Source organism: Bacillus cereus, from assembly GCF_015071065.1.
GTDB lineage: Bacteria > Bacillota > Bacilli > Bacillales > Bacillaceae_G > Bacillus_A > Bacillus_A cereus_BA.
In genome coordinates this window covers 1-25604 of record NZ_VOVA01000031.1, presented here as the reverse complement: position 1 = coordinate 25604, position 25604 = coordinate 1, and the positions used below count along the sequence as shown (strand labels likewise).

The window sequence follows — 25604 nt, the reverse complement described above, 5'->3', positions numbered from 1 at the left end:
TACTTGAAACCCCATAGCCTTATCATGGCTGCAACTTCTTATTTTTAATATTACATAGCTCTATTGTGGCTACATATTAGTAAATTATGAAACGTTATAGCTCTATTGTGGCTACATATTAGTAAATTATGAAACGTTATAGCTCTATTGTGGCTACAACTCTTTAAAAATGAAACGAGAACCCCCTGATTATTATCCTTCTAAAAAAAATTCATTCTATGTAATTTTGTGATAAACGTTGATATAAAGCCATTTCATAAAATATGATTGAAAACTCGATTAAACCATTATAGCTATATGATGGCTACAACTGTTATCATAAAACCTCACGCAAATCCTTATATACCAAGGGTTACAGCGGTTTTTTATATAATTTAAGTTGTTTTGAAAACATGAAACGCTATAGCTATATGACGGCAGGAAATATGAAATGAAATGAAACGTTTATAGCGGTATGATGGCTACAACTTTTCAAGTAAAAGCAAAGCTATACCCCTATATAACAACGTTTATGTGGTATTTACAAAATATTATTATCCAACCAAAACATGAAACGTTATAGCTATATGATGGCTACAACTGTAAAACGAAATCAGCGAAAAACCCTATTAAATCAATGCTTAATAAAGATTTACCACAATTTATACCACGTTTCATATTTACTAAACTTCATAGACCTATGGTGGCAACAAACTTTTTTTCATGAAACGTCAAACCCCTTGTCGCACAAGGGATTGAGGCACGTTTCATTTTTTTGTTTTTCCTCTTAAAGGGACAGATTTCACCAGCATTCGATTTGATATAATCAAAAATGTAATTCTATACCTAATTGTGGGGAAAACTGCAACTTAAAATAAAAGGAGGTGAAAAAGATGGCAAAACCTTTCGTTATAAAGAACAAACGTAGTTTGAATGGTGAAACAACAACACCGGTAATTGTAACAATTAAATCATGGCAAAAGTTAGTAGAAGCTTTGGAAGGTAAGTATTACAGTTTTAAAGATACTTATTTAGAAGACATTGTGAAGTCAATGTCCTATGAAGAACGAATTGCAGATGAAGAGGGGTTTGTTGAACAAGCAAAGCCATCTTTTTCACTGAAAATGAAAAAAGTTTTAGATAAAGTAAGTGTATTTGATAAAAATGAGGGCAGAAAACATAAGCTATATGGTATTACAAATGCTGATTTAGAAGTATTTCTATTTCTTCATAAAAAATGTAATACATATGGTGAGCTTTCGCATGTATCGATCCACATGCTTTGGGAAGATTATAAAAATTATAAAGAAGCATTTGCACATATTCACCACTCACAATTTTATGTGGCTTTGAAGAAGTTAAGTTTCCATAACATCATTACAATTGAAAATGAGTACAGTGGTAAATATAAGATTACCTTAACTGATTTCATGAATAAGGAAACAAATAAAGCAAATGCATATACATTTATCAGCCCAATAGTATTTACAAAAGAATTCTTTGAGTTATCCATTGCAGCTAAGAAACTATTCATGGATGTAGCAATGCAACAGAAACGCGAAACTACCCTGAAACGTTCTTTATTTAAAGTTGATGAGCAAGGGAACTCAACTCATTTTGGTGGAATGTATCGTTACTTACATAAGAAATACCCACATCAGATTCGTGCTGTACTTGAGGAATTAGAAACAAAACTATCTGCTACCGGATCTCCTTTATTTAAAATTTGCAAGTTAGAAAAAGGGAAGAAGAATAAAAAGCAATACACAACATTGCATTTATCTGTACATCCTGATTTCTTATGCGCGAAAGAAGAAGGAGCAGAATACCGTGATCCATTTACACCACGAGATACATATAAGCGTAAAGTGAAATTCATTGAGAACCTGTTAGTCGAAATGAATATTGCTGAATTTGCAAAGGATATGAACCAATTTATTAACGTATTAAAACACTCTTGTCATCGTCAAATTCGCCAGGTAGTTCGTGGCTTACGAGAAATGATAGATCGACAAGAAGGGTATCCTAAAAAGCTTGTTTATACACTAAGTAAATTATTAAAGCAATCTTCACAATATCGTGTATTAGACACAGCTGCTAAAACTGGTATTTATCCTTTAATTACACACAATGTACCTAAACATGATCAAGAAGAGGCCATTTTTAAATTTGGTACTCATTTTGCTATATACTCTTTACGAAATGTTCAAAAGCTATTCCGCAAAGCGCATGACCTCCTTCATGCGAAATATGCTGTACCTGTAACCTTAGATGCTTATTATCGTAATTACATGCAGTATCAAGAGGAATCACTATTTAGAAAATATGCTTATGAGCAAGGCGTAAATATTAACGCATATACAGCATTAGAAATTGAAATTCGCGAACTATTAAAGTCCAGTGGGCATAAAGGAAATCAAATCCCTAGTGATATTCGTGAACTGTTCATTGAAAAAATTGATAAATTGCCGAAGGAAAAGATTCGTGTAATTGAAGTCCCTGAAGACTTTGATTTAATTCAGTTTCTTCAGTCTTTAGAAGCATACTACCGTTCAACAAGTGAAATACCACATACGGTTGATCAGCTGCTTCCAGCAATGTAAAGATAAAGCTCTCTATTTTTGAAAAAACAAAAGTGGAGGGCTATTCGTATTGGAGATAACATGTGGAATGCATTACTTCAAACAAAACAGAGAGAAAGTTTTCAATCTTAATGATTACGACTCTCTATTTTTTATGCAATTACATACATTGCACGTGAAACAAAATGAGATATTCACAATTTCCGAGTTGAAAAATCTGAATTTTTAATTATTTTATGCCGTTTCATCTACAAAAAAGCATAAATATTTTTTATTATTCTGTTGATATCTTAATAATTTTGACCTGATGTGTATAATAGAAAGCTTTAAGTACTGTTCTTATCATGTTCTACCTCTAAATCTACTTAAAATCAGAAAAAATTCTGTTAGTTATGTTTAAAAAGTGGATTCTGTTCCTAACTATGACCAATTTGTTAATAAATTGTGTGTAGTTTTTAAGAAATGTGGAAAGTTTGTTCGTAAGTCAGCGAAATTTGCATTTATTATTTATTCATTCACTCGCATCAAATTAACGATGATTATATGTAGTTTTTATATACCTACTTTACGATATTTTGTAGTTTTTAATCATCATCCAGCTCATTAAGTACGTTCCCAGTATTTACTTTTTATGATTTTTTGCGGCTAGAGTAATTATGAACCCTTAGCACAGCAATGTTTTAACACTATTTTCCCTCTGTATAAAAGTATTATCTTTTTTCTTTATATATATTAAAGATATATATTATATTAGGTTTTAATATTGTTTAATGCTTACTATAGAGAATAGGTCCTGTGTAAAACCAATTTCATTTCTTAATGGAATTGGTTTTTTTATGTACTGTAATAAACATTTTATTTAGTATTAATCATTCCTAAAAAACTTTGATATAAAATATAATTTTTTTTTTATATTCTCTTAGATTTCCGAAAAAAGTAAATCATACTTAAAGTAGATAGTTGATTAATGGAAATTACAATGAAATTTGTAATTTCCTAACCATTTAAAAAGAGAGGTGAAGACATGGTAAAAAAGAAATCCCAGAAAAACTCCGAAAAAAAGAAATTTACATTTTTTAAAAAAGCAAAGAATAAAACAACTGAAATATTAGATATGCAACAAGAAAATTCAGAAGCGCTTAAAGAAAAGAAGAAACGTAAAACAAGGGAGAAAGTTCCAGCTATTACAGGGAAAAAAGTAGGTAAGGTTACATTTTGGTGTGTGATGGGATTCGTGTTTGCAGGAAGCTCCCTTTCATTTATCCAACTTGCCGGTCCTCCTAGGGCAGTAGCTGTTCAAGAAAAGAAGGAGGAACCCGTAAAAATTAAAATGTCAGAAGCAGAATTAATTGCATATGCTAATAGTTTTGCCGCTGATTATTTTAACTGGAGGGTTGATATGAATGTAGCTGAAGCGCGGAAAAAACGATTAGAAAAATATCTAGTTGAAGGATCCGATGAGCAAGGAGGATTAAATAGAGATACTTTAAAAAGCGCTTCTAGTACGTTAGTTAAGTCGGAAGCAGTAGAGGTCCGTCAAAAAGGAAATGAAGCAGAAGTTACATTGAAAATAATTCAGAAGCTAGAACCTGTAAATAATCCTGCTCCTGGAACAACTCAAGCTCCAGATACACCAAAAGAACCTAAAGAGGTTACAAGATACTTCTCTATACCTATTTTAATGGAGAAAGCCAAAATGGTAGTTCCTAATAATCCTACAATCGTCCATGGAGAGAAAGCAAAGGCTCTATACAAAGTAGCTACATTCAAACCAGAAGGACGAGAAATTAATGACGATGCAGAAGTGAAAAAAGTAGAACAATTTTTACAATCTGTATTTAAAGTCTACACAGAAGGAACACCAGAAGAAATTGCTTATTACTTTGAAAAAAGTAATATATCAAACGGACTTAAAGGCATTATGACATTTAGCAAATTAGAAAACCTTCGTATTTATGAAGATAAAGATAAAGGTTATAAAGTCTTAGTTGATGCAAAATTAAAAGACAATGATAGCAGCTTAGAGTACACATACACATATGACTTAAATCTAGTAAATAAAGATAACAAGTTTTCAATTAGCTCTATGAAGAAATTTGAAAATACATTAGAGAAAGTGGAGGGTAAATAATTATGGAGCTTTTGGGATTAGATGTAGTAGCACAACATTTGCCTGCTATTACAGATACAGCTGTTCTAGGTAATATTAATTTTGGAGTAAATATTAAAAACTGGTTAGTAGCTCAATTGGGTCCTATCTTTTTAGTTGTAGCACTTATTGGAGTAATTGTTTTTGCAGTTAAACGACAAATGGCTGGTTTACTTGGTTGGATAATTGTTTGTGCACTATTATCTGTTTTTGTATTCTCACCAGATGTTTTCAAAGATCTTGGTACAAAATTATATAATTTAGTATTCAAGTAATAAATTAAAAATCTCTGAAAATATTAAAGGGGTTGGTAGAAATGACTCAAAAGCCGACTCGTAAAGAAGTTAGGACATACAACTCGATATGGGATATTCCTAAGAGTTTATACGGGATAAGGGACTTAACTCTCCCTTTCCCAGTTCCTTATAGACAGTTGGGCTTCTTTGTTGGATCTTTACTTTTAATTTTTATTCTAGATCAGTTTTTACCTTTAGGAAATAATGTGTTTTTAAAATATCTAATATTACCAGGTGGAATAGCATACTTCTTTGGCAATGTAGAATTGGATGGAAAAAGCCCACATAAATTTTTATTTCGATTTTTCGTGTTTATGTTCGAAAGTAAGAAGATTAGCCGTTATAAAGATACGACTGGCAATATTGGAAGCTATCAATATAAAACAGTAGTCCGATTTAAGGATGATTCCATTAAGAAAAAGTAATTAATTAATCTATACAGAAGAGTTAGTTTAGTCTCATATTCTTCTCTAAGGAGGAAAAAATGAATCAGGTTGAATTTCCAGTCAAATATTTTCATGATAATTTGATTTTTAACCAAGACGGTTCTTGCTGGGCGTATTATGAGGCATACGGGATTCCTTATGAATTCAAGGGAGACGATGATAAAAATACGTTGTTTATGCGACAACTCGGTTTATTTTGGAATTATGAAGAAGAAAAACATCTATTAATGATACCTGTTTATCAGAATTTCAAAGAAAAAGCCGATGAGTTTAAAGAAACAGTAAGCGGTGAACTAAAAGAGCTTGCAATGGATCATACTGATGACGTTGTTCATGAGCTAGAACGAAAATTCGGTAAAAATGCAGTAGAGTACCGATACTTTATTGGCGTGAAATTAAAGGTAAGACACATACAAGAAGGGCTTAAAGAAATGTTGTATACAGCATTTCACACCTTTAAAAACACTGCAGAACAGTTTGGGTTACTTGGTGATACCAAAATACTAAAAACTGATTTGGAGATGTTTAAAAGAGAAGCTAGCGCTTTTAAAAATAAGATAAGAAAACATTTGGCTGTAAGGGCTCTAGAAACTAATGAAGCGCAATGGATTATTTTAAGAAACTTCTATCGCACATTAGAAGCGCCAGTAACTGCTGGATGGACACCTCCCGTACAGAATGACGACTCTGCAATAATACCAAATCAAGAAAGCCTATTACGATTATCCGAAGCAGAATTTGATGTTAAAGGAAGACATATTGAAATGTCTCAGATTGGTACCGACGGATTAGAATATCCAGCATATATGAGCTTTTTATCGGCATCTAAAATTCCATATACGATGGAGTTTCCAGACCAAGAGTGGATGTATATGATCCAAAACATAGACTTTCCCATTGAATTAAGTGTTCGTACAGAAAACATAAATCATCGTAAAGCACTATCTAAACTAAATAAGAAGAAAAAGGATTTGGAAGATCAAGAAATGCATGCAAGGGAAAATGCACAAACTGTTGGATTAAACGTGTATGAAGGTGTTCAGGAAGCTACTGAGCTACAAGCCCTCATACAAAAGACACGTATGCCACTAGTTAAAACATCAATATCTTTCTGTATATGTGCCGAAGATTTAGATACAATGCGTCGGAATACAAATTCACTCATTTCTATTTATAGAGAGATGATGATTGAACTAGTAAGACCATATGGAGATCAGTTCCTTCTGTTTAATGAACATATCCCTGGTGCAAGAAGGTATGTAAATGATTATATACACTTTATGGAACCTGGAGTACTTGCGGCTGGTATGTTTGGAGCAACACAAGATTTAGGAGATAATATCGGATTCTATATTGGAACAACTGGTATTTTAAACAAAGCAGTTTATATGACACCTTCTCTTGCAGCAACAAATACTGTTGCAAATCAAAAAACAAGCGCACTTTCAGTTGCAGTAACAGGAAGTACTGGATCGGGTAAATCATTTGGAACGAACCTAATTGTTTATCTTGCAGTACTTGGAGGAGCTCAAACACTGATAGTCGATCCAAAAGGTGAGAGGGGAAACTGGACGGAAGATTTACACGGTTTAGAAGGTAAAGTAAACGTTATTACACTAGGGACTGATAGACGAGATGAAGGGAAACTAGACCCATTTATCATTCATAAACATAGTCGAAAAGATGCAATTGAGTTAGCTATGACAATTCTTACGTTCATTACAGGTATTAAACCTGATAACTCGGAAAAGTTCCCACGCTTGGCTTCAGCTGTAGAATTTGTTGCAGGAATGGAGGAGCCATGCTTAACTGCTGTATCTCAATACCTTGAAGATAGTGAGGATAAAGTGGATCAACAATTAGCCGCTCATATTCAAGCATTTGAGAATTTATCATTTGCACACTTAATCTTTGGTGATGGAACAAATAGAGATATTGAACTTGATACAGCAGTAAATATCATACAAATTCAGCATCTTGACATGCCAGATATTCAAAAAGATCCGAAAGATTATACCTTACAAGAAAATTTATCTGTTAGTATGCTGATGTCTCTATCTTCTTTTGCAAGAAAATTCTTTCAAAAGGACCCTACTAAATTCAAAATTGTTTTATTGGATGAAGCATGGGCAATTATGGGGACTTCTCAAGGGCGAGAATTGGCTCGTAAGCTAGTTCGTGAAGGTCGTGCCTTAAACTCTGCAGTGTACTTTGCTACTCAAAGTGCGAGTGACCTTGGAGATGAGACATTTAAAAATAATATCGGTATGAAGTTCTCATTCCGTAATACAGACAGTAAAGAAATCTCTTCAATCTTAGACTTCTTTGGATTACCTGATAATGAAGAGAATCATGCGATTATTACAAACTTAGAAACAGGACAATGTTTATTCCAGGATATCCAAGGAAGAACAGGTGTTGTCACAATGGATGTAGTGTTTAAGGATCTATACGACGCATTCGATACAAGGCCAAATGCAAGAAAGAATTATCGAAAGTCAAATGATGATGAAAAGCAGGAAGTTAATGCAACCTTTGTCGAAGGAGGGGAAGAAAAAATAAATGTAGGAGTGAGTTAATATGTTAAAAACTAAATTAAAAAAAATTATGCTAACAAGTCTATGTGTAGGTACTCTTATCCTGAGTGCAGCATGTGGTAATAGTGAAAAAAATGTTGGAGAAGAAAAGGATAAACAGGGACACACTCCAAGAGAAATGATGCTTGATTTTGTAAATGCAGATTTACGACATGATTATAAAACAATACGTAAATTAGTTGTCGATGGGGAGAAAAATGAAATATTAGATCCTAATAAAGGTCCTCAAAATAATTTATCTTACAAAGACTACACAGTAAAAGAATATGTGGTAGATAAGGACACAATTATGTATAACTTTACTTCAAAGAAGCCCCCTAAAAACATCGATAAAGCAGTGAAATGGGTAAGGGTAGTTCGTACAGAAGATGGATTCAAAGTTCGAAGTTATTCTGGCCCTGAACGAAATGAAATTGATGAAGTAGCAAATACTAAACCGACAAGTGAGTTTAGCTCAAAAGATTAATAGGTTTCCCATAAAGGGGGAGTAACATGTAATGAAAAAGTTTATTACCCTATTGTTATTAGTTTGTACACTTCTTTTAGCATTTAATTTACTTTTTAAAGCTGCACCAGTTTATGCGGAAGATGAGCCACGGCCTTCCCTTATAGACGACATTATTCCGAAGAATAAAGAGAAATTAAAATATGAGGAATATCCACCAAGTAGTTATGGGATTGATGTTTATACTCCAGAAGGTGGATTTGGAGAATCTCTTAAATTTTGGAAATGGAAAGACAACATTAAAGAACAAATTGTAGCGACTATTTTTATATTGATTAGTATTGCATGGACAGTAAACCTTGCAATTAGTAGTTTGGTAACAAATATGGTAGGCCAATCAATGAGTTTAAATATAGTTGCTGATGTTGGAGATAAGTTGGGTGATGTAATATCTAAAACAGCAGGGTTCAATGGTTCTTGGGGTAATGGAATATATAGTGAATTAATTGGGCTCATGTTAGCTTTCTTAGCTTGCTGGGTTATCTGGGTAGGCTTTATACAGCGTCGTCAGTCGGAGATGCTAGGGGGATTGTTAAAAGCATTAGGTATTTTAGTTTTTACTCTAGGTTTTTTCGCGAATTCAAGTTATATCATCAAAGGACTTAACACTTTTTCTGAGCAAGTAAATAAAACTGTTCTTGATTCAACTCAAAGTATTAGTGGAGCAAGTGAAGGACATTCAAGCGGTGTCGATTCTATTACTGATTTAACACACACTCTATTAATAAAACAACCTTATACATTATTACAGTTTGGCACAACAGATATGAAGAAAATCGGTGATGAAAGAATAAAGAAAATGTTAATAACGACAGACCCTGATAAAAGAAAAGATCTTTTAAAGGATGAAGTTGAGGTTCAGAAAAACCAAACTCTGTCTTTAGATGCTACTTTTGAGAGAGGGGCACTCGTATTATTACTAGGTTTAATTAATCTTCCTTTATGGATTGTTCTTGGATTATGCAGTATGGCGATGTTATTTTATCAATTAATGTTTATCATCGTAGCGCTAATGTCGCCTGTAATGCTATTAATGGCATTAGTACCTGCGTGGACTGGAACGGCTAAAAAGTTCTTAGCTGAACTGTTTAGAACATTGCTTATGAAAGTTGCAATTGGTTTCCTGGTAACTTTAATGTTTTGGGTATCGTCAATTTTGTTCAGCGCTACCGATAAGTATGGATACTTATTTGTAGCTATACTACAAATACTTTCATTCTTAGGAGTATGGTTATATCGTAAAACAATTTTTGATGCAATTACTACAGTACCAGCAAGTGCAGGAGCAGCACGCGCATCAGATGCAATGAGTAATATTAGACAAAAATATCAAGATGTTAGACGTGGATCTAAGACTGTCGGAAGGGGTGTGGCAGTAGCTGCTGCTGGTACGGCTGCCGGTGCTGCTGTGGCTGGGAAAATGAGTAAATCAGGCTATAGTAAGTTTAAACAGTTGAAAGAAAACTATGCAGATAGAAAAGAAAAAGTAGCAGAAGGTAAACGCAAGGAAAAAGAGCAAATGCAAGCAGAAAAAGAAAAGAATATTAATCAAATGAAAAATGAAGAAAACTTAGGTGTTCGCGATAGAAAAGGAAATCAGGAGCAAGAAAGGGTTAAGGAAGAAGTAGCAGCTACTAAAGAAAATCCGGAATTAGCAGTACGAGGGAAACATCAAGATAATAATCCGGAAATACAACAAGCAGAATTTAAAGGTAAAGAAGAAGATGTAAAGGCGGATGTTAAAACAGTAGCACAATCAAATGAGGAACTAAGTAATAAAGAAGAAGATGTAAAAGCTCAAATTAGACCAGTTGCAAATCAAAATAATGGTGGTTTTGAGAATAAGCAAGAAGATGTGAAGGCGGAAGCAAAACCAGTAGCAGTAATTAAAACACCAACGGGTCAAACAAAATCAATGGATGGTAAACCAATCACAACACCACAATCAGGAATAACACCATTACAATCGAATCCGACTGAGAGCAAACCAATCACAACACCACAATCAGGAACAACACCATTACAATCGAATCCGACTGAGGGCAAACCAATCACAACACCACAATCAGGAATAACACCATTACAATCAAATCCGACTGAGAGTAAGCCAATTACAACACCACAATCAGGAACAACACCATTACAATCGAATCCGACTGAGAGTAAGCCAATTACAGCACCACAATCAGGAACAACACCATTACAATCGAATCCGATGGAGAATAAACCAATTACAGCACCACAATCAGGAACAACGCCATTACAATCGAATCCGATTGAGAGTAAACCAATCACAACACCACAATCAGGAACAACACCATTACAATCGAATCCGATGGAGAATAAACCAATTACAGCACCACAATCAGGAACAACGCCATTACAATCGAATCCGATTGAGAGCAAATCAGTCACTACTTCCCATGTGAGTACACCACAAAAACAAGTAGAGGTAAAACCAGTTAATCAACAGCAAAATAAAAATGTTCCTAAAGTGAATAATCAACAACATGTAAAAGAAGGAGCAGATATTAAGAAAGTTAACGCAAAAGCACAAACACAACAAGAAGCTTTAAAAAATGTAAAAGCAAAAGAAATCATAAAACCAAAATAATTCAGCTCGTGAGGGAGGGTTTATACATTGAGTGCGGAACCAAATCGCGACTTTGAAAATGAACATCATCCTGAAGCTGAACTAGGGAATGCTAAGCCTGCCTTGAAAAAGGCAGGCCATTCTTTAGGGAAGGCGGCTGGTAAAGGATCAAAAATAGCGGGTAAAGCAGTTGCACAAGTAGGTAAGAAAGTAGCAATTAAAGTAGCTCAAAAGGCAGCTACAGTTGCTATTGCAAAGCCATTATTAATAGCGGCCGGTGTTATTATGGCTGCTGTTTTAGGTTTAGGTGTAGTGATATTTTTACTAACGTCCACGATGAGTGAAGATGAAGTCAGTCCTGGAGGAATTGGTGGTCCTTTTGCACCAGGTACTGCAAGTGTTAGTCCTGAAGTAATGAGATGGGAGCCATTGGTAAGGAAATATGCGGCGCAACATGGCATAGAAGCAATGACTCCATTAATATTAGCCCTTATTCAACAAGAAAGTTCTGGAACTCAATTGGATGTAATGCAAAGTGCTGAATCACAAGGGTATCCTCCAGGGTATTTTACTGATCCAGAGGAAAGTATAAAATATGGTTTAATGCATTTTGCTGATTGTTATAAAAAATCCAATGGTGATCAAAATATTACCTTGCAGTGTTACAATTGTGCGACACGTTCTTAACTGAAAAGGTTGAGCACTGATTTGAAATCAGGAGAACTACTATTTCGAGAAGTCAAATGAAAGGGTAACGCCTGGAAGGGCTTCCTCTGATACTCCGACATGCATGATACAGTGGATAAGAACTGTAAGTGTGTGAAGCTCGGTAAAGTCGGCCGAGAGCTATCGTAAAGTACGTAAGTACTACGAAAGTTGTCCAGAGATGGATGATGTAGCCTATAGGTCGGGAGTCTATAAAACACTCATGGGTAGAATGGATTCACAAAAACTATTGGTAGGCAGAATCTGACGAATCTCCGAATGTACGGGTCTAGAAAGCATAACACATAGAAATGTGTGTGCCACGAGCGTGGCGTTGATGTGGATAAGTAAGAATAGTTGTTATGAAAGTCCATATGTCGTTATAGGCGACATCCAGTCAACAGGCTTAAAGGAGAGCCCTAAAAGTGTCATGAACAGATAGAAATAGTGGAACGTGGAAAGCCACCAACATGGAGAACTTATCTTTGACGAAGTGTTTAAAGGGAAAACGCCCGTGAGATTAACGTGCATATAACCTTTATTTATGGTGGTGAGAGTGATGGCATAGTACCTATGAGACAATGGAAACATCGTGGAGGGATAGCCATTAGTCTGATAGAAGATTGGCCGACCATTTTATAGAGCAAATCAGTCGAATTATAAGGTTCTTGTGAGACTAAAAAAGGTTAACTCTGAAAGGAGCACCGACTTATAAAGAAAACTGCGAAGCTCAGACACGCTGAATACTATGATATGCAGTCCATTCAGGATGGTTTGTATCAGCAAAGTCGAAATGGAGACAATTTTTATAAACTAATAGAGCTTATGATGATGGATGAAAATATCAAATTGGCATATCGAAACATTAAAAAAAATATGGGTAGTGTGACAGCTGGAGTCGATGGCATGACCATCAACGATATAAAATTGCTTTTAACAGATGAAATGATAGAAAAGGTTAGGTCAATGTTTTTCTGGTATCAACCACAAGCGGTTAGGCGAGTTTTCATACCAAAACCTAATGGTAAAAAGAGACCTCTTGGGATACCGACAATATGGGATAGGCTATTTCAACAGTGTATCCTACAAATTCTCGAACCTATATGTGAAGCAAAGTTTCATGCCCATAGTTATGGGTTTCGTCCTAACCGAAGTACACATCATGCGTTAGCAAGGATGAAATCTTTGGTGAACAGTCAAGGAAGAGGTTTTCACTATTGTGTAGATATAGATATCAAAGGATTCTTTGACAATGTCAATCATGGAAAGCTCATGAAACAGTTATGGAGTATGGGGATACGAGATAAGAAATTGCTCTCTATCATTTCAAGTTTGTTAAAAGCGGAAATCATTAATGAAGGTTTCCCAAATAAGGGGACTCCACAAGGAGGCATTTTGAGCCCTCTTCTTTCTAACGTCGTTTTAAACGAGTTAGATTGGTGGATTAGTGACCAATGGGAGACCATTGAGACTAAACATCCATACAGAGCGAGAAATGACAAATATAGAGCATTAAAGAAAAGCAATTTGAAGGAATGCTTTATAATCCGATACGCAGATGATTTCAAAATACTATGTCGTGACTATCCAACGGCTCTTAAGATGTTTGAGGCGACAAAAGATTTTCTCAAAACACGGCTACATCTTGAAATTAGCACTGAGAAATCCCAAATTGTTAACCTACAAAAGAAATCCAGTGATTTCTTGGGATTTACCATCAAAGCACGGAAAAAGAGAAAACGTCATGTCGCTCATAGTAGAATGTGCCGGAAAGCTAGAGAGAATGCTTACGGTAAATTAAAGGAAGCTATCAAAAAAATAAGTAAGAAGCAAACGCCAGAGGCAGTATGGCATTACAACACAATTGTAATGGGCATACAAAATTATTATGCCGCTGCAACCCATATTAATTATGACTTAGACCAAATGAGTTGCCATCTCATAAGAACACTCTATAATCGATTGAGGCGAGATTGGAAAAAAGCCACTAAGCACGATATGTCACCTGTCTTAAGAAAAAGGTATCGGAACTATAATCCGAAGCTCTATAAAATTCAGGATATTGTATTAATACCGATACATGCACAGAAGCATAAATCGGCAAGAAATTTCACCCAGTCTATTTCAAATTATACAGAAGAAGGCAGGATGAAAATTCACGATACCTTGAAAATTATAGATAAGGAGATACTTAGACATGTGCAACGATTTTATATGAATCATCGAACTGTTGAATACAATGATAATCGTATTTCAAAATTTGTAGCACAGTATGGAAAATGTGCGATTACCAAACAAGAATTAGGTCTAATTGGCTGGCATTGCCATCATAAAGTTCCGTTGGAATTTGACGGAAAAGACGACTATGAAAACTTGGTAATTGTGCTGGAAGACATACACGTTGCAATTCATCACGATGATTCAGAGAGGGCAAAATCCATCTTAGCTAAATATGAAATAGGAAAAGAAAAGGAAAAATTGTTCGACAAACTAAGAATACTTGCGAACCGTACTCCTATCTTTTCTTTAGTATAAAAATTAGGTCAATTGAATCAGATGGAACGCCGTATGAGGGGAAACTCTCACGTACGGTGTGAAGTGGGGGAAAAGGTGGAGATAATATCAAATCCTTACCTATCACTATATGGAACTGGTTATGCAGGATATGCCCTTGAAAAAGGTGGATATAACCATGAAAATGCTCAGGCTTTTTCAGCCAAACAAACTGCATTAAATAATTATAAATGTGCTTCATGGCGTAGTGCAGAAGCTGTATCAAATAATTGGTGCTATGGTGATCCTGATTATGTTCCACATGTACTTAAATATTATCAAGCTGGTAGTGGTGGTGGACCTGTAGCCGGTGGAGATGAGCTATTCAAAAAAGTAATGGATGAAGCGATTAAATATCAAGGATGGCCCTATGTTTGGGCAGGCAGAACACCACAATCATCGTTTGATTGTAGTGGACTCATTCAGTGGGTATATGGGCAGGCAGGTGTTAATCTAAATGGTACTGCGGAAACGCAATTTAATATTACACAGCGAACCAATGACCCACAACCAGGAGATTTAATATTTTTCCAAGGTACTTATAAACCAGGTATTTCACATGTTGGAATTTATGTTGGTAATAATCGTATGTATCATGCAGGTGACCCAATTGGTTACGCAGATTTAAATAATCCTTATTGGCAACAGCATTTTGCCGGTTATGGTAAAGTGGCAAGATAGGAGGGGTGAAATGAAAAAAGCGACAATTTTATTAATCGTACTGCTTATAGGTAGCATAGGATTAAATTTAAAAATAAACGCAGATAATACCCAACTTAAAGATGAAAAGGCAAAGCTGTCTAAGAAAATACAAAAAGTAGAATCACAATATAAGGATACCGAGAAAGAATTGCAAGCTTTAAAGAGCAATAACCAGCAGCAGGTAAAGGAAGCTGCTGAGAGATTTTTAAAAGCATTCCGAACATATGATACTGGTAAAGGCGAGTCCTATCTTACGAATGTTGAAGCATATATAACTCCAAATGCGCAGAAGGAATTGACACCACCGGGCCCACCAAACCCACCTGCTTCAAGTACTGCAGAAGAAAAAGATAAGAAAAAGGTAGCTTTTAAATCAGAGTATATTGGTGGTGAATTGTACTATGCTTTCATAGATATCACCAAAGCAAACGTACTTGCTAAAGTTAAAAGTAAAATGATTATTAATGGTGTATCCTCTGAAAACATGTCATTGATGCAAATTAATTTAATTTATGATGGAAATAAGAAGTTATGGCTTGTTGACAAGGTTATCCCACTAGCTGATTTAAGGGATCAGATGCCGTAAGCTGGTAACTGAGCATAATATAGTAACTTAAAAGTAAAAAAGCTTCTCTATCATTTTTGAATAAAAGGGGCTATTTTGCTTTTAAGTAGTTTTTATGGATACTTAACAAATTAATGTAATGAAGACTTCTCCCTTTTTTCTCTCATATAAACAGCAAATTGCATCATTTCTTTTTCTGTTAGGATATCCTGTTTTATTTCTTTTCGAGGTGCTGTACCAACAAATATTAAATCATCCCATTTTGACATTTCCCCTTTAAAAACCATTTCACTATACCTTTTTAACGAATTCCCCGAAAGAATTCTCCTTCCTCAAGCGTGTGCAGGGCATAGCCCAACGATAGGTGGGAGATGAATTTCGGTTTGGGGTAGCCAAAAAGTATGTAACTGTGCTTTTTATTTTCCCTATGATATAATCAGTCTTATAAAATATAAAGGTTGGTATACCAATGAAATTGGATAGTAATAATCATTCGGTGTTCTTGCTGTACTATCATCTTGTATTGGTCGTAAAATACAGAAGAAATGTATTTGATGATGATATGTCATACTATGCAAAAGACATGTTTGTCAGGTTATCCGAGAATTACAACATAACACTGGTAGAGTGGAATCATGATGTTGACCATGTACATATCTTGTTCAAGGCACATCCGAATACAGAAATGACAAAATTCATTAATGCTTATAAAAGTGCAAGTTCTCGACTCATTAAAAGAGATTTTCCACAAGTAAAAAAGAAACTTTGGAAAGATATGTTTTGGTCAAGAAGTTTTTGCTTACTAACTACTGGTGGTTCACCATTAGACGTGGTAAAGAAATATATTGAAAATCAAGGTGAAAAGTGAGGTGAAATGATATGACAAAGCATAATAAATCCTATAAATTTCGTTTGTATCCAACAGAAGAGCAAGCATATCTTATGCGTAAAACTTTTGGTTGTGTGCGCTTTGTATACAACAGAATGTTGGCTGAACGTAAAGAAATGTATGAAAAATACAAAGGTGATAAGGAACAACTAAAGAAACAAAAGCTTCCTACTCCTGCAAAATACAAAAAAGAGTTCGAATGGTTGAAAGAAGTTGATTCATTAGCTTTGGCAAATGCTCAACTAAACTTGCAAACTGCCTATAAAAATTTCTTTAGTGGTCAAAATGACTTCCCAACATTCAAAAGCAAAAAAGACAGAAAGTCTTATACAACGAATGTAGTAAATGGAAATATTATGTTGCTAAATAGTCATATCAAATTACCAAAACTGAAAATGGTACGTATCAAACAACATAGAGAAATACCACAAGACTATATGATCAAGTCATGTACGATTTCTATGACACCTACTGGTAAATACTATGTGTCCATCTTGACTGAATACGAAAAAGAGATTGTACAAAAAGAAGTAGAATCAGTTATTGGATTAGACTTTGCGATGGATGGCTTATACGTTAGTTCTGAGGGTGAGAAAGCCAATTATCCTAAGTTCTACCGTGAAATGTTAGACCGATTAGCAAAGGCACAACGAGTATTATCAAGACGTGCTAAAGATTCAGAACGTTGGAACAAACAACGTATTCGTGTAGCGAAATTACATGAAAAAGTAGCAAACCAACGTAAGAATTTTCTTCATCATAAGTCTAAGGAGTTAGCTACTAATTTTGATGTTATAGCTATTGAAGATTTAAACATGAAAGGGATGTCGCAAGCACTTCATTTTGGAAAAAGTGTCGCTGACAATGGTTGGGGTATGTTCACTTCTTTTTTAGCTTATAAACTACACGAACAAGGCAAACAACTTGTGAAAATAGACAAATGGTTTCCTTCCACAAAAACATGTAGCAGTTGTGGAAATGTAAAAAATATGTCCTTGTCAGAACGAGTATATTCTTGTATATGCGGTGTAAATCTCGATAGAGATTATAACTCAGCTATCAATATCAAAAATGAAGCAATACGCCTATTAGCGTTAGCATAAATAGCAATAAAATAACCTTTGGAACAAGGGAGTTAGCTCGGCTGTCTTAGGACTAATTCGTTAGCTATCAAAAGTAACGACTAACCGAGAAGCCCCCACTTCAAACAGTCCGTTAGGACGTTAAGTGGCGGGTAGTTCACTTCCCCATCAATGTTTACTACATTAAATCTCCCTCCATTAGATAAGAAGCCTAATGCAAACATTTTGTCAGAGTAATAAAAATCACATTCGGTATTAGGGTCAAGTAATTTCTTTAATTCTAATTCATTATAAATCTCTTCTTTTGGAATATCTCTTTTTTCCGTTATCATTTTTTCATATGAAGAGAGTGGTAGGGTGTCTAATTCATCTTCAAAGACTTCTTTAAATACCCAACACTTATTACTTGTATCTATAGCGTAGAATTGGTACCACTCATCGTGATGTGTTTTAAATAAGTATGTTTGTGGCCCATTAACTGTATTTTTGTACGTTTCAACAATATATAGACCGAAAAAGTAATTAGTTTGATCGTACAAAGTAACATCATCATAATGCTCTTCTGTTTCAACAATGAATTTTTTCTTTTCTCCTGCAAATACATATTCATATCCATCTAGGGGTCCCGCCACATCGCTATCAAGCTAAGGTTTTAAGATACCCTCTAAATGAAAAATTTTCTTTCTCTACAGTTAGTGATTTTGAGAAGTCAGCTCATTTTTCCGCTTTGGGGTAATTCTGAATTCTTAAATTGATGGCGATGATATGGTGACCCCTATTAATCAAATTAAAGGATACACCTACGCAGAACTATGGCAGGGGTATATCCTTTTTTTGTTGTTGGGAGGAAGGCCATGCTCTCCCTGTATCTCCACTGGATGCTATAAATAGACCTTTTTCAAAAAGGAGGTCTATTTTAACGATCCAGATATTGTTCCAATAATTGAATAGGCCCGTGTGAATTTATTTGAATCATTTGTTTAGCCATAGAAGATGGTGAGCATGGCATATCATTTTCTAGCCACCAAGAGATAACACCGATATATGCAGCAGAAATATAACTGACTATCATTTCTTTTGTAACAGGGAGTTCCTCTTCTTTTACATTTGTTTCAAAAATCATGTGATCATAAAATTGAAAAATAAAATCTTTTAGATATTGAATGAAGTTTGGAATACCTTTTTTGATTAACATGACGTGAAAAAACTTATTTGACCTAGCAATATGTTCAAAAATATGTAAAGCCACATAATGTTGTAATTCATGTGGATCTTTGGTCACGCTGTAAAATTTCGATGCATCTCCAAAAAGTTCTATAAGCATCTTATCTATACTTTGATTTAATAAATCTTCTTTATCTTCATAATGACGATAAAAAGTCGCTCGATTGACAGTTGCGCGTTCAGTAATATCTTGTATTGTAATGCTCTCATAACTCTTCTCATCCATTAATTCAATTAATGAATCTCTGAGAAGATTGTGTGTACGTCGTACCCGCGGGTCTACTTTTTTATTCACCATCGTTAAACTCCTTTATGAATTTTTCTACTTTTGCAACAATACCCAGCTGAAATGTTGCTTAAGCATCATTTCAGCTCTTTTTGATTCTTGTTATCGTAAATTCTATAACTATAATTATTTACAACAAGTGTTGTTTTTGCAACAAAAGTATCAAAAATATTTACATTATATTTATGTGAAAACAATATGATGTTGAAAGAAAAGCTCTTGATTACTGGTTATTCAAGCCAGAGGCAATCAGTGTATTGAAGAAAAAGCAAACTTAAAATAAGAAGGTGAGCATACATGCAACAAGATGAAGTGATCAAACAGTTTACCACACCACTGGATGCTCCAGCATTCCCAGTAGGTCCTTATCGATTCCATAATCGAGAATACTTAAATATTTTATATCGTACAGACCTAGATGCATTGAGAAAAATAGTACCTGAACCTTTGGAAATTACGGATTCACTTGTTCGTTTTGAAATTATGAAAATGCCAGATGTAACTGGATTGGGTTCCTATACTGAATGTGGGCAAGTAATCCCTGTAAGCTTTGGTGGCGAAGAGGGTGAATATTTACATGCTATGTACGTAGATAGTTTTCCCGCAATCGCTTCTGGAAGAGAGATAAGTGCTTATCCTAAAAAGTTAGGTAAACCAAATCTATTTGTGGATTCTGATACATTAGTAGGTACTCTTGACTATGGTTCTTTAAGAGTAGCAACTGCCACGATGGGTTACAAACACCGCCCTCTGGACTTAAGTGAGGCACGTAAAGAAATCTGTAAACCTAACTTTATGATTAAAAAGATGCCAGGATATGACGGATACCCAAGGATTTGTGAACTTGTCCGAAGTCAAATTACGGATATCACTATTCACGGTGCTTGGTCAGGTCCTGCACGCTTAGAGTTATTTGCACATGCATTAGCACCAATGTCAGATTTACCTGTGCTTGAGGTTGTCTCTACCTCTCACATAATTACAGATCTTACTTTGTCTTCTCCAAGTGTTGTACATGACTATCTAACAAGTAAGTAACACATGTGAAGAAGGAAGATCTAGTTAGAAAGGAAAGAAATTAGATATGGTTAAGATGAGTGGAAATACTAACAGTCCTCAGTTATCTGAGAAGTTGCATATGTTTAGCCCTGTTACAGTTATTGGAGCTGGTGTCATTGGAATTTCATGGACAGCCTATTTTCTTGCAAAGGGTTTAGAAGTTCGAGTAAATGACGTTCGCCCTGATTTAGAAGAAGTTGTGCATGCGGGTATAAAACAGATTATCCCCACATTACAGGAGCTTGGACTTCCAACTGAGGGTCTTACAGATCGATTAATTATTGAGAGAAACCTTGAACGTGCACTTGACGGTGCCACTGTTGTACAAGAAAACGGACCTGAACGTATAGACTTTAAACAGGAATTATACGCCAAAATTGAACAATTTGTCAGCAAAGACACATTACTGTTGTCATCCTCTTCTGGATTAAAAGCCAGTGAGATTGCAGAGAAAATGAAGTATCCAGAACGTATGTTAATTGGTCATCCATTTAATCCACCGCATCTGGTTCCATTGGTGGAGGTTGTACCTGGCAAATACACAGCTTCTAGTGCAGTTGAGAAAGCTGTCAATTTTTATGAAGCATTAGGTAAGAACTCTCTTGTTTTGAAAAAAGAAATGGATGGATTTGTAGCAAACCGTCTACAGTCAGCATTATTCCGTGAAGCCATTCATTTGGTATTAGAAGGCGTTGTTTCAATGAAGGAACTTGATGAAATTGTCACCAGCTCAATTGGTCTTCGCTGGGCAGCAGGTGGGCCATTCTTAACATTCCATTTAGGAGGCGGAGAAGGGGGATTCCCTGCTTTCCTCAAACATTTAGGACCGGGAATGAATGTACTTTGGGATCACCTTGGTAAACCACATTTAGATAAAGACACAGTACAGCTATTGTCTGAACAAGCTATTGCTTCTTATGGCACAATTGCTAAAAATCAGCTTGAAGAAGAGCGAGATTGTCGTCAATTATCTGTGCTACGTGCACTTAATGAGAAAAAATAAATATATCTTTTCACACTATTTTCAAAAAGGACGGGATTATAATGACTACAAATACAGATGTAAAAAAACTTACTGATGCTATCATTAAAGCAAATGAAAATAAATTAACAAATCTTGATGATTTCGATATTCATAAAGAACTAACCACGGTTTTAGAGGAAGTTGGATTATCAGTAGAAGACTGTGGAGGAACAGTTACTTTTTATGGCCAAGACCCTATTGTTCCAAGTACATTACGTCTAGCATCAACCGCAGCAATCGCTTTAGTAGCAAAATCCATTGCTGTTTCTAAGATTTGGAGAATGCGTGGAGGAAAAGGTCAAGATATTCACATGGATTTACGTAAGGCACTTCGAAGACTATCTCCTTTTTACGATAGACAGTGGGAAAAAATCAATGGGCTAGCACCAGGTGTTGCTAATGATCCTTATAATCCTTTTGACTTTACTTTTTATCAAACAAAAGACGGGAAATGGGTTATGCCACTTAATCCGTATCCACGATCTAAACACGAGGCATTGAATTTTTTAAATTGTACTGAAGATCGTCAATCCGTAGCCAATGCAATTAGACAATGGAATTCAAATGACTTAGAGAATGCTGCTGCTGAACGTGGAATTATTATGCCAGTAGTCCGTACAATTGAAGAGTTTATGAAAGAATCTATTTATGAAGAAGTAGCGAAGCTTCCTCTTATTGAAATTGAAAAAATTGGCGAGAGTGATCCAGAGCCACTTTCTGAAGATGCGAAAACTCCACTAGAAGGCATCCGTGCCTTAGGGCTTGCACATGTTATTGCTGGTGCAGGTTTTGGAAGAGCGCTTGCTTTACATGGTGCAGATGTTTTAAACGTTTGGCGTCCAACTGATTGGGAACATGATATTGTGTATGCAACATCAAATGTGGGAATGCGTTCTACTACACTTGATTTAGGGAATGGAGAAAGTAAACAAAAAATAGAAGAATTATTACAAGATGCGGATATCTTTTTTGCTAACCGCCGCTCTGGGTTTATTGAACAATATGGACTATCAGCAGAAGATTGTGCTCAAATTCGCCCAGGTATCATCCATTGTACAGTAAATTTACATGGAACAGAAGGCGCTTGGGGAAACCGTAACGGCTTTGATCAAACAGCTGGCTGTGTAACAGGCGTAATGGCTCTTGAAGGTTCACCTGACAATCCTAAATTACCTCCTATTTCAATTGTAAACGACTATGCAGTCTCTTGGTTACTTGAAGTAGGAGCTTTAGTAGCACTAGAGAGAAGAGCAAAAGAAGGCGGCAGTTATCGTGTACGAGTATCTTTAGACCGAGTATCTTTATGGATTCTCTCAATGGGTATCTTTGATAAACAATTTGTTAAAAAAATAGCTGGTTCATCAGAGGAACATGAGTATATCGCACCAGACTTATTTACCGCTGAAACTCCATTCGGTTTATATCAAGGCGTAACTGATCAGGTGAAAATGTCAGAAACACCTGGTGAATATAAAACTGTTCTAGTTCCACGTGGGTCTAATCGTCCAGAGTGGCTGCCTAGATAATCATAGCACCCATATATGTCATTGTGAATTCGGGCTGTGGTGTAAAAACTCTATCAAACTTTAACATAATAAAATTGTTTAAAAAGATTAATTTTAGTTAGAAAATAATTCGAAACAATTTTAAATTTTTCTACAGAGTTCAAAAAATATTAAGAAATAAAACAGTTGTAACATTAATAATCTACTCCTTTATATACAGGGAATCGGTACTAATACGGATATAAGTTTGTTAGCTGAAATCGGGGATATTACTCGCTTCGAAAACAACCAGCAACTTAATGCATTTGCAGGTATCAATATAAGCCGTTTTCAATTAACACTGTATTGCCATCAAGTTAAGAAATTGGTTGTTCCCCAAAAATGAAAAAATACGCTATTCTTTCTGTAGAATCATAGGAAAGAATAGCGCTTTTTTTATTATATGGATACAAATTTATTTTAGATTGATGAACATATACGGTACTCTCGACAAGTGCACTCTATTTTTACTGTAACTCTAAACGTATCATTTATTTTTACTTAAAAATTCAAGTGTTTTTTTGAAAGTTTCTTGCCCTTTTGGTGAATCTATTATAAGTTGATATTCATGCCCTAGCTCACCAGAAACATTTTTATCATAGAAGAGACTATCTACAGCTACGCCTTTACTGTGTAAATTAGAAGCCAATGCTTTATTTTGAGCCTCAAATGATCCAGTATTACCATCCGTGATAAAAGTTGCTGGGAAGTCTTTTGTAACATAATTTAATACTGAAGCATATTTTGTTTCTGATAATTCCCCAAATTCTTTTTTACCAAAATAAGACCAACCAACAGTACGAACAAAATCATACATTTCTGATTCCTTTTTATTGGCTAACTCAACAAAATCATATGGACCACAATATAGTAATGCTCCCTTTATTGTAGAAGGTTCAACGACAGCGTCAATTCCGGTTAGTTTTGCATACTTTGGAGACGTTTGAATATTAACGAAATTAGCAGTTATATTTGCTCCGGCAGAATCTCCAGCGAAATAAACATTGTTTAGCTTTAATTTATATTTCTTTTCATTCTCTTTTATATATTCATAAGCCTCGCTAAGTTGTTTTATTGGAGTAGGATACTTGTATTTAGGAGCAAGAGCATAGTTTATATTTACCACTGTATAACCACGAGCAGCCAATTCTACTGCGTACCCAGTGAGCCCAGATTTATCTCCAGCTATAAATCCTCCGCCATGTGTCCAAAAAATAACAGGAGTTTCTTCTGTATGGTTCTTAGGAAAAATGATATCTAATGTACCATCTGGAAATTTAGAATTGTAATCAATATCCTTAACGATTTCTACTTTTTTTAAGGAATTTTCATAATTAGCAGATTCACTATTTGTTACTTTAGTTAATGCTTTGCCATACATATATGCTTTTGGAACCGGTGAAAAATTCCAATAACTTACTCCAGCAAGAACCAAACCAAAAACAATTAGAAGAGATATAAACATTCTTTTTTTCCATACTCCTTTAGGTTTTTGCTGCTTCATTTTCATAATCAAATGATCTCCATTCTTTTTTAGTATGATAATCATGCAAGAAGGTAAAACGGGGGTTGATAATTAGGAATTAGATTTGTTTCGCCTCCTGTTGTGTATTGATTATTGTATACAAAAGGTTATTTATTCTTATTGTGTACACGCTAGCCACTTTATACATATTTCTTTAAAGAAATATAGATTAAATAGTGAATAAAAACCTTTCGATAAAATTATTATACCAAAATTGTATACAATTTGTATTTTATTTTCGATAAAATTGTACCAAAATGCAAAGTGGAATATTAGGATATTTTTACATTAATACTTTTATGTATGAGTATTTGATGTGAAATCCCCGATAAAAGAAATGTAAGCACATTATTTATAAATAGAGATGTTGTATGATAAACTAAATTATTGTATACATTATGTATTTAAGATGCATGTAGTAAAAATCACAATAAATATAGGAAAGGGAACATATATGAAAAAAACAAGGGAACAATTAGCATACATGAAAATAAAAAACTACATTATAGATGGTACATATGAGGAAGGACTTCGTTTAACAGAATCTAGATTAGAAAAAGAGTTAAATATGAGTAGAACGCCAATTCGTAATGCTCTTTCTCGTTTAACATCAGAAGGGTTTCTAAAACACCAAAGTCATTGTGGGATAACTGTATCAAAAACAAAATCTTCATTTGAGGACATTATTGAGTTTTTAGAAATTCGTTTGTCGTTTTTAAAACTTTCCATTGAAAAGGTTATTAAGAATAAGAAAAGTTTTGATATCGTTAATTTGAGAAAATGCCTGATAGAACTTCCAGATGCTTTAGAGAAGGGGGATGTCGGGAAATTTCAAAATAATTTATGGAAAGTACATGAACTATTATTATCTCCAGCTGAGAATAAAACAATTATGCAAGTGATACAAGATATTCAAGAAAAAAAACTACTGGGTTCTGTAGAACTTAGATATATGAAACGAAAACCATATGAAGAGGAAATGCTTGGTTTAATGAAAGAATTTGTTATGTACCTTGAGAAAAAAGAATATGACAAGTCCATTCAAACTTTTGAACGAATTAATAAGGAGGTTATTTTAGGGTTATTGTAGTGTGTATCATCTAGCGAAAATAAAAGTAAATACTGAAGGGAATAAAGTCCTTTCATAATTGAATAGTCCTAAAAAAACGTTTCGCATTGTTATGAGGTTTGAAAAACCATTTTATCCCAAAATAAAAAAAGCTGGATTCTTATAAATAACTGTAAAAAGATAAAATTTTCGTTTTGGGGGTACTTCAAAATCTTAGCTTGATGGTCATG

20 protein-coding genes and 2 pseudogenes are annotated in these 25604 nt (G+C 34.8%); 18 read left to right on the top strand and 4 right to left on the bottom strand.

Annotated elements, in window-relative coordinates; translation table 11 throughout:
* Positions 1-872 precede the first annotated feature (872 nt).
* The 11 genes and pseudogenes from FT637_RS28115 (at position 873) to FT637_RS28065 (ending at position 15693) form a co-directional block, all read left to right on the top strand.
* Positions 873-2582, top strand: coding sequence for a hypothetical protein (locus FT637_RS28115; protein ID WP_193649051.1), 1710 nt, complete (start codon positions 873-875; stop codon positions 2580-2582).
* 1003 nt (positions 2583-3585) lie between these two features.
* Positions 3586-4692, top strand: a complete 1107-nt coding sequence (locus FT637_RS28110; RefSeq protein ID WP_193649050.1) for a conjugal transfer protein — start codon at positions 3586-3588, stop codon at positions 4690-4692.
* A 2-nt stretch (positions 4693-4694) separates the two neighbouring features.
* Complete coding sequence (locus FT637_RS28105; protein ID WP_113770917.1) at positions 4695-4985, top strand: hypothetical protein; 291 nt, start codon at positions 4695-4697, stop codon at positions 4983-4985.
* 41 nt (positions 4986-5026) lie between these two features.
* Positions 5027-5431: a TcpE family conjugal transfer membrane protein gene (locus tag FT637_RS28100; protein WP_193649049.1), complete on the top strand. Its 405-nt coding sequence runs from the start codon at positions 5027-5029 to the stop codon at positions 5429-5431.
* Positions 5432-5490: 59 nt separating this feature from the next.
* Entirely contained in the window at positions 5491-8031 is a 2541-nt protein-coding gene (locus FT637_RS28095; RefSeq protein ID WP_193649048.1) for an ATP-binding protein, read from the top strand.
* 1 nt (position 8032) lies between these two features.
* Positions 8033-8515 carry a hypothetical protein gene (locus FT637_RS28090; RefSeq protein WP_193649047.1) on the top strand — a complete coding sequence of 161 codons (483 nt, stop codon included), beginning with the start codon at positions 8033-8035 and terminating at the stop codon, positions 8513-8515.
* A gap of 31 nt (positions 8516-8546) precedes the next feature.
* On the top strand, positions 8547-11168 hold the full coding sequence (locus FT637_RS28085; protein WP_193649046.1) for a CD3337/EF1877 family mobilome membrane protein: 2622 nt from the start codon (positions 8547-8549) through the stop codon (positions 11166-11168).
* Positions 11169-11195: 27 nt separating this feature from the next.
* Positions 11196-11825, top strand: a pseudogene (locus FT637_RS28080) (lysozyme family protein); the annotation flags it as partial.
* Positions 11826-12605: 780 nt separating this feature from the next.
* A complete protein-coding gene (ltrA, locus tag FT637_RS28075; protein ID WP_193649045.1) occupies positions 12606-14387 on the top strand; it encodes a group II intron reverse transcriptase/maturase in 1782 nt (593 codons plus the stop codon).
* A 108-nt stretch (positions 14388-14495) separates the two neighbouring features.
* Positions 14496-15086, top strand: a pseudogene (locus FT637_RS28070) (NlpC/P60 family protein); the annotation flags it as partial.
* 10 nt (positions 15087-15096) lie between these two features.
* Complete coding sequence (locus FT637_RS28065; protein ID WP_193649043.1) at positions 15097-15693, top strand: hypothetical protein; 597 nt, start codon at positions 15097-15099, stop codon at positions 15691-15693.
* Between the two features lie 110 nt (positions 15694-15803).
* On the opposite strand, the gene FT637_RS28060 is transcribed toward FT637_RS28065, so the two are convergent.
* Positions 15804-15941, bottom strand: a complete 138-nt coding sequence (locus tag FT637_RS28060; protein ID WP_193649052.1) for a hypothetical protein — start codon at positions 15939-15941, stop codon at positions 15804-15806.
* Positions 15942-16141: 200 nt separating this feature from the next.
* Between FT637_RS28060 and tnpA the strand changes: the two genes are divergently transcribed.
* Positions 16142-16540, top strand: a complete 399-nt coding sequence (gene tnpA / locus FT637_RS28055) for an IS200/IS605 family transposase (RefSeq protein ID WP_193649042.1) — start codon at positions 16142-16144, stop codon at positions 16538-16540.
* Between the two features lie 11 nt (positions 16541-16551).
* Positions 16552-17664: an RNA-guided endonuclease TnpB family protein gene (locus FT637_RS28050; RefSeq protein ID WP_193649041.1), complete on the top strand. Its 1113-nt coding sequence runs from the start codon at positions 16552-16554 to the stop codon at positions 17662-17664.
* Between the two features lie 80 nt (positions 17665-17744).
* On the opposite strand, the gene FT637_RS28045 is transcribed toward FT637_RS28050, so the two are convergent.
* A complete protein-coding gene (locus FT637_RS28045) occupies positions 17745-18275 on the bottom strand; it encodes a hypothetical protein (RefSeq protein WP_227493998.1) in 531 nt (176 codons plus the stop codon).
* A 284-nt stretch (positions 18276-18559) separates the two neighbouring features.
* Positions 18560-19162, bottom strand: coding sequence for a TetR/AcrR family transcriptional regulator (locus FT637_RS28040; protein ID WP_193649040.1), 603 nt, complete (start codon positions 19160-19162; stop codon positions 18560-18562).
* Positions 19163-19450: 288 nt separating this feature from the next.
* On the opposite strand from FT637_RS28040, the gene FT637_RS28035 reads away from it, so the two are divergent.
* The 4 genes from FT637_RS28035 to FT637_RS28020 all read left to right on the top strand — a co-directional run bounded on the left by FT637_RS28035 (position 19451) and on the right by FT637_RS28020 (position 23126).
* Complete coding sequence (locus FT637_RS28035) at positions 19451-20191, top strand: acetoacetate decarboxylase (RefSeq protein ID WP_193649039.1); 741 nt, start codon at positions 19451-19453, stop codon at positions 20189-20191.
* 55 nt (positions 20192-20246) lie between these two features.
* The gene (locus tag FT637_RS28030; protein WP_227493997.1) at positions 20247-21215 is read left to right on the top strand and encodes a 3-hydroxyacyl-CoA dehydrogenase NAD-binding domain-containing protein; all 969 of its coding nucleotides are present in this window, start codon (positions 20247-20249) and stop codon (positions 21213-21215) included.
* 41 nt (positions 21216-21256) lie between these two features.
* A complete protein-coding gene (locus tag FT637_RS28025) occupies positions 21257-22762 on the top strand; it encodes a CoA transferase (protein ID WP_193649038.1) in 1506 nt (501 codons plus the stop codon).
* Positions 22763-22934: 172 nt separating this feature from the next.
* A complete protein-coding gene (locus tag FT637_RS28020) occupies positions 22935-23126 on the top strand; it encodes a transposase (RefSeq protein ID WP_413773250.1) in 192 nt (63 codons plus the stop codon).
* 141 nt (positions 23127-23267) lie between these two features.
* Here FT637_RS28020 and FT637_RS28015 read toward each other — a convergent pair whose 3' ends face one another.
* Positions 23268-24290, bottom strand: a complete 1023-nt coding sequence (locus FT637_RS28015; protein WP_193649037.1) for an alpha/beta hydrolase — start codon at positions 24288-24290, stop codon at positions 23268-23270.
* Between the two features lie 469 nt (positions 24291-24759).
* Here FT637_RS28015 and FT637_RS28010 point away from each other — a divergent pair, with 469 nt between their 5' ends.
* Positions 24760-25395, top strand: a complete 636-nt coding sequence (locus FT637_RS28010; protein WP_193649036.1) for a GntR family transcriptional regulator — start codon at positions 24760-24762, stop codon at positions 25393-25395.
* Positions 25396-25604: the final 209 nt, after the last annotated feature.